The 5,896-nt window shown below is 61.4% G+C and carries 7 protein-coding genes; 3 read left to right on the top strand and 4 right to left on the bottom strand.

Features of this window, described 5'->3' with window-relative positions; all coding sequences use genetic code 11:
* Positions 1-85 precede the first annotated feature (85 nt).
* Positions 86-286, top strand: coding sequence for an abortive infection family protein (locus tag RGD00_RS23575; protein ID WP_425603452.1), 201 nt, complete (start codon positions 86-88; stop codon positions 284-286).
* 303 nt (positions 287-589) lie between these two features.
* Here the strand turns inward: RGD00_RS23575 and RGD00_RS22795 are convergent, their stop codons facing one another.
* Positions 590-766 carry a hypothetical protein gene (locus tag RGD00_RS22795; RefSeq protein WP_161906020.1) on the bottom strand — a complete coding sequence of 59 codons (177 nt, stop codon included), beginning with the start codon at positions 764-766 and terminating at the stop codon, positions 590-592.
* A gap of 51 nt (positions 767-817) precedes the next feature.
* Between RGD00_RS22795 and RGD00_RS22800 the strand changes: the two genes are divergently transcribed.
* On the top strand, positions 818-2,575 hold the full coding sequence (locus RGD00_RS22800; RefSeq protein ID WP_310459540.1) for a recombinase family protein: 1,758 nt from the start codon (positions 818-820) through the stop codon (positions 2,573-2,575).
* Positions 2,576-2,790: 215 nt separating this feature from the next.
* On the opposite strand, the gene RGD00_RS22805 is transcribed toward RGD00_RS22800, so the two are convergent.
* The 3 genes from RGD00_RS22805 to RGD00_RS22815 all read right to left on the bottom strand — a co-directional run bounded on the left by RGD00_RS22805 (position 2,791) and on the right by RGD00_RS22815 (position 4,946).
* On the bottom strand, positions 2,791-4,287 hold the full coding sequence (locus RGD00_RS22805; protein WP_310459541.1) for a DUF7986 domain-containing protein: 1,497 nt from the start codon (positions 4,285-4,287) through the stop codon (positions 2,791-2,793).
* A 75-nt stretch (positions 4,288-4,362) separates the two neighbouring features.
* The gene (locus tag RGD00_RS22810; RefSeq protein WP_310459542.1) at positions 4,363-4,695 is read right to left on the bottom strand and encodes a type II toxin-antitoxin system HicB family antitoxin; all 333 of its coding nucleotides are present in this window, start codon (positions 4,693-4,695) and stop codon (positions 4,363-4,365) included.
* Positions 4,692-4,946, bottom strand: a complete 255-nt coding sequence (locus RGD00_RS22815; RefSeq protein ID WP_310459543.1) for a type II toxin-antitoxin system HicA family toxin — start codon at positions 4,944-4,946, stop codon at positions 4,692-4,694. The genes RGD00_RS22810 and RGD00_RS22815 overlap by 4 nt, the downstream gene beginning before the upstream one ends.
* A 392-nt stretch (positions 4,947-5,338) precedes the next feature.
* Between RGD00_RS22815 and RGD00_RS22820 the strand changes: the two genes are divergently transcribed.
* Positions 5,339-5,896 (top strand): hypothetical protein (locus tag RGD00_RS22820; RefSeq protein ID WP_310459544.1); only part of this gene is annotated, 558 nt, incomplete at its 3' end.

Below are 5,896 nucleotides of genomic sequence, written 5' to 3' on the forward strand. Positions count from 1 at the left end.
GGTCTTTGTCGATGCTCATACGTGGGTCTCCTCTGAGAGCAGTTACCACGTCAGCGCACAAAATTTAGGATAGTCCCTACCGACCCTGCGCGTTCAGCATAAGCTCTTTGAAGGTCTCAATGACGCGCGCAACAAGCGCTCTTTCGCGCATGACAACGACCTCCTTGCTGTTTCGGAGGCGCGGTTCATCGTCGATTGCGTATTGGCATCGCTTTCCTTCATCGAACGGATCGAGGCCGACCGGGACTCAGCAAACACCACTTCGGACAACGAGATTCCGTTCTAGAATTGCCCTTCTTGCTCGGGGTCAGGCCACCTGGTCCAACTGTCGACCCAGCCAAGTATTGCAGCTGCCCCCTGCCCGCATTAGACTGACCTCAGGACATGGCTGGAACGTCGCGCTGTGCGAGCAGATGTTCAAATCTCCTGGCGAGCCGCAAATTCGCACATCGTCGCGCCAGTATTTTTGCGACGCCATGCTGCTCAGGACTACGCCAATGCCCGACCCAGCCCTCCATTCCCCGCCGAACGCCGCCGGGCGCTTCTCTGTAACGCATTGGAAATGCTGCGTAGTCTCTGTGCAGGCTCTTCAGGGATCGGCACGGGAATGGCACGGCAACGACAAACCACCGCATCGAAGCTTCGGCTGGTCACCGAGACCACCGATGAAGCCGTTGCGCGCGTTGCTGGCACCCGCAACCCCGACCCCCGCCTCGCCGATCTCGTCCGGCAACTCGCCCGGCAGGCTGCGGGCGATTTCGTCCAACAGGAGACGGCCCGATTGGCGGGCGGCCGCCTCCCAGACTGAGGTGTCCGCATGAAGGTCGCGCTCTACGCCCGCTACTCGTCCGACAACCAGCGTGACGCCTCGATCACCGATCAGCTGCGCATGTGTCGCCTGCGTGCCGAAAAGGAAGGCTGGACCGTCGTCGAGGAATACACCGATCACGCCATCTCCGGCGCCAGCATGATCCTGCGGCCGGGTGTTCAAGCCTTGATCTCCGATTCCCTGCGCGGCCGCTTCGACATGATCATGGCCGAAGCGATGGACCGCCTCTCACGCGACCAGGAGGATATCGCCGGTATCTTCAAGCGCATGACCTATGCCGATGTTAAGATGTTCACCCTGTCCGAGGGCGAGATCACCCATCTGCATGTCGGGTTGAAGGGCACGATGAACGCGCTGTTCCTGAAGGATCTGGCCGACAAGACCCGCCGTGGGCTGCGCGGTCGGGTCGAGGATGGCAAATCCGGCGGCGGTCTCTGCTACGGCTATGACGTGGTTAAGAAGTTCGATGATCGTGGGGAAGCCGTCCGCGGCGACCGGACCATCAACGAGACTGAGGCCGGGATCGTGCGCCGCATCTTTGCCGATTATCTCGAGGGGAAATCATCGCGCACTATCGCCATGGCGCTGAACCGCGAAGGCGTACCGGGGCCGCAGGGCAGCGAATGGGGACCATCAACGATCCACGGCAACCCGAAGCGCGGCACCGGCATCCTGAACAACGAACTCTATATCGGCAAGCTGGTCTGGAACCGGCTGCGCTATATCAAGGACCCCGACACCGGTCGGCGCGTATCCCGCCTGAACCCGGAAAGCAATTGGGTCGTCCATGAGGTTCCCGACCTGCGGCTCATCGACCAGGATGTCTGGGATGCGGTCAAGGCACGGCAGAGCCGCCTCGCCTACGATGTGGTCGAGACCAGCCCGAATCCCCTGAACGACCGGCGTCGCCCGAAGCATCTCTTCGCCGGCCTCGTCAAATGCGGCTGCTGCGGTGGCGGCTATACGATGATCTCGAAGGATCTGCTCGGCTGTGCGACGGCGCGCAACAAGGGCACCTGCGACAACCGGCTCAACATCCGGCGCGACGCGCTGGAAGCCTCGATCCTCAACGGGCTACGCAAGCATCTGATGGATCCCGCGCTGTTCAAGGAGTTCTGTACCGAGTTCACCAGGGAGGTGAATCGGCTGCGCATCGAGCGCGGCGCCGATCTGGAGGGTTGGAAACGGGAACTGGACAAGATCAGCAGGCAGATTTCCCAGATCATCAATGCGATCACCGATGGCATGTATCACCCTTCCATGAAGGAGAAGATGACTGGGCTGGAAGCCCGCAAGGCGGAACTGGCGGACAAACTCGCCAATGCCGACGAGCCGCCTCCCCTGATGCATCCGAACATGGCCGGTCTCTATGCCCAGCGGATCGGCCAACTCTACGAACATCTGCAAGATGAAGACGGTCGTACTCGCGCTGCCGAGACCTTTCGGTCGCTGGTCGATCAGGTGACGCTGGTTCCCGACAATGGCGAGCTAGCCATCGTCCTGCGCGGCGACCTCGGTGCGATCCTGCGGTTTGCGGCGGGCAAGAAAAACCCCGACTTCCTTGCGGAGGCCGAGGCTTTGGACAACCTGCTATCGCCGGGATCGTTGGTTGCGGGAGGGCGCAACAGCCGATCGCTGCGGAATGAGGGTAAAAATGCAAAAACCTCCGCGACGGTGTCAGCGGAGGTTTCGCAATTATCGTTGGTTGCGGGGGCAGGATTTGAACCTGCGGCCTTCAGGTTATGAGCCGAAAGTGTAGCGATTCCAATAACTTAACAAGACCAACCACTTAGGCGACAAGCCTTTGATCCGGCTCGATTTTCGTTCCGACATACATCAGAACGCGCAGGCGTTCAGACGCAAAACCGGTGCGAAGCCAGCAGTCGCAGGTTGATGTGGCGTTGATGTAGCCTGCGCACGCTTCCCCCACAGATCATCATCGCGAACGGGCAAGCTGCATGTCATCTCCGATGCTCCTGCAGCCCGAGTTCCGCCCACATCCAGCCAAAGTCATAATCAGCAATCGGGCCCTCCTCATGGCGCGCGCTTCTGTTTTCCAGCATCTTCAGCCAGTCAATGACCTTGTCCCGTCCGGCTGCAGTGCGCACCGCCTGGCGTGGTGATTTGCCGCCAAGAGCGGGAACCGGTGCGTCCAGTGTCTCGCGATAATGCTTGTCCAGATGATCCCGTATCAGCTGCCGGGCGATTTCGGGCGGGATTTCGTCGGCGCCTTCCTGCGGCCGGTCGCTGCGATGCTCGTTTTTCATCTGCTCCACCGTGCGGATGGTTGTCAGCGGGCGCTTCAGCAACTCGCCACAGGCCGCGGTCACCAGCGCTTCTACCGATACCGCGCGCTCAGCCGAATTGACCTGAACCAGCAGCGTCTTGCCCTTGACCTCCAGCGTGCCCAGAACCGTGGCCCCCTCCATCTGCGTATCCAGTATGATGCCACCGCTCGCCTTGCCGCCCCGCCCTTTCCGAGGCTTCAGCCAGTTCCAGAACTTCGGCCCCTCAGGGTGGAACCCCGTCACCTTGTCGAGGCACAGGGCAACATCCTTCTGCGCCACGCCACTCGCAAACGCAAAGCGTAGATCGTGGAACAGCACATCGTCGCCGTCGGAATTGCTGAACTGTAGCTGTGTCGAAGAAAGCGCATGGGCGATCTCGGTCAACAGCCAAGCCGAAGTGAAGAGCGGCGCGCAATGCTGCAACTGCTCGTGGTCCAGGCGCAGGGCATCGCGCTTCTTCAGCTTCAGCGCATCGCGTAAGCCGTCGAACAGAAGTTCCACCGCTTCCGCCCGGAAGGGCAGCAGCGCCCCGGAGATGACATGATGATCGCGTTCGGGCACCACACGCACGGCGATCCGGTCCCATTGCTTCAGCGTGCGTGTCGCGGATTTCTCGCGCACCGTGACCGGCGCGGAATCCGACAGCAGATCGCGCAGCACCATCGAAGCGCCAGGCTGAACATCGCTGACCTCGTACAGACTGACCGAAGCATCCCGCAGCGCGGCGAAATAGGCCCGGTTCAAGGCCGTTTCCTTCCAGCCACGCCGCTTCAGATAGAGATCGACGATATTCCCGTCATCATACTCCTGGCCGAGGAAATCCTCGAACCCGCAGCCCCAGAGCACGCCCGGCCACTGTTCCCCCAGCAGGTCGCCCAGGTCTTCATAGTCGACCTCGAATTCCTCGAGCGCCGGCATCACATGTTCGGCGGCCACGTCCTGCAGCCGTTCCAGCCAGTCGCCCTCCCGGCGAATGAAGGCGAGAAGGCCGGAAATGTCGTTTCGAATGCTCATCACTTTCCCGATGGTGCGAAGGCTGGAGGCAGATATCCTCAATAGGCGGGCCCAGACATAATTGCCCGTGATGAGGCCCGGCAAGCAAGAGTTCGCGGTGGTACATTGGATCTGCTGCAGGGTAACCGGGTGGTGCATTGTATCGAAGCGACCCATGCTGCCGGCTTGACCATCGTTCCACGCGATCTCGGCAACGGCCGCCCCACTCGGTCGATGTGAAGTTCGGGCAGCCTACCTTGCGGCTCGCTCGAGCACTTCTTCGGCCCACTGGTTCAGGCTCTTGCCCGACAATTCGGCGGCCAATGCAGCCTTGCGATGAACCTCAGGGCTGACCCGGAACATGACCTGTCCGGAATAGGCCTTCTGTGGGTCCTTGCCGATCCTGGCGCAGGTCTCGATGTAGTCTTCGACAGCCTCATGGAAGGCTTCGCGCAGCCCTTCCACAGTATCGGCATGAAAGCCCACCCCATCACGGATACCGGCTATCCGGCCCGTGAAGATCCCGTCTTCATCGTCATACTCGATCCGGGCGGCATAGCCCTTGTAGGTCATGGTGTTGGTCATGGTCTAACCCCGATCCGTTCCAGGAAGTCGCGGGCATCGCGCACCTGGTATCGCTTCGCCTCCTTGGCAGGGTGCGGCCGGTGGAACGTCGCGACCTCACCGTCCTTCTCGAACCGCACCCGTGATCCGCGCCCCTCGATCAGCCGCGCCCCCGAGGCCAGCAGCAGACTTTCGACCGCCGCCCATTCGATGGTGCCCGACACCGGATCGGTGAAGACGGCGGCAAGGGTCTTGCGGTGCCTGCTGTTCATGCACAGAAGATAGGTTTCGCTATCATTAAATGCAAGCAATCTGCGCGTGAAGCCTTGTCACCCGCCAGTGCCGATCATTCCACCAGCAGATTGATCTGGGGCCATTCAGATCGGTCCGTTCTCCGGGACCCCTCCCTCAAGGCTTGTCCACATCTTCGTGCCATCGCCCCCCTTGTTCCGAATCGTCCCGCGTTGCACCCTTCTCTTCTGAGGAAGAGCAGCCCTCAACCAAGAGCACAACAGTCTGTCGGGACGGCATTCGCGGAAGGTCCAGGCGCCTTGGCGCCCCCAGCGTCATTGTCTCCGATCATTCTTTCCCCACACCTCCAGGGCGTGGGCTGCCAGTGGTATGAGCCAAGCCAATCCTCCGTCGAAACGAGGATGTACCAATCATGGGCTTGCCACCACGCGTCTATTTCACCCTCCATGAAGTCACTGCCCGCTGGGGCTGCAACATTGCCGATGTCGCAGGCTGGGCCGATGCGGGCCGCTTCCGGATCCTGACCGGCATCCCTGCCGTCCGCTGCGGCGAAGAGGTCATCGCGGGCAAGGTAGTGCTCTCCCCGATGGAACTGCTGCCCCTGTTTCGCCGCTGCGGCACCGGCCCGACTGAAGGTGTCATGCGCCGTATTCAGCCCTTGGGGCGGCAGGAGTGGCTGCTGATCACTGATCCGGTTGGCGGGCTTGCTGTGACGATCTCCGACATGCTGATCCTGGCCGAGGAGGTTCATGCCTTCGAGGAGGAGAATGAGATGGTCCGCCGTGTGACAAGCGGACCAGGCGCAACCACGCCCTACGATTGGGACGGCATGATGGTCGCCCTGATCCATCGCATCCACGAGCAGGGCCTTCCCGCGACGCAGGCCGAACTCATCGCCGAGATGCAGGACTGGTTCGCCGATCAGTCGGATGGCCGGAAGATCCCCGACAGCCGCAGCGTCCGGCGCAGG

Source organism: Ruixingdingia sedimenti, assembly GCF_031432425.1.
In the GTDB taxonomy this organism is placed as follows: domain Bacteria; phylum Pseudomonadota; class Alphaproteobacteria; order Rhodobacterales; family Rhodobacteraceae; genus Ruixingdingia; species Ruixingdingia sedimenti.

Excerpts from the sequence above, each read along its gene's own strand:
- RGD00_RS22800 (WP_310459540.1), top strand. The coding sequence starts at position 818 with ATGAAGGTCGCGCTCTACGCCCGCTACTCGTCCGACAACCAGCGTGAC.
- RGD00_RS22805 (WP_310459541.1), bottom strand. The coding sequence starts at position 4,287 with ATGGGTCGCTTCGATACAATGCACCACCCGGTTACCCTGCAGCAGATC.
- RGD00_RS22810 (WP_310459542.1), bottom strand. The coding sequence starts at position 4,695 with ATGACCAACACCATGACCTACAAGGGCTATGCCGCCCGGATCGAGTAT.
- RGD00_RS22815 (WP_310459543.1), bottom strand. The coding sequence starts at position 4,946 with ATGAACAGCAGGCACCGCAAGACCCTTGCCGCCGTCTTCACCGATCCG.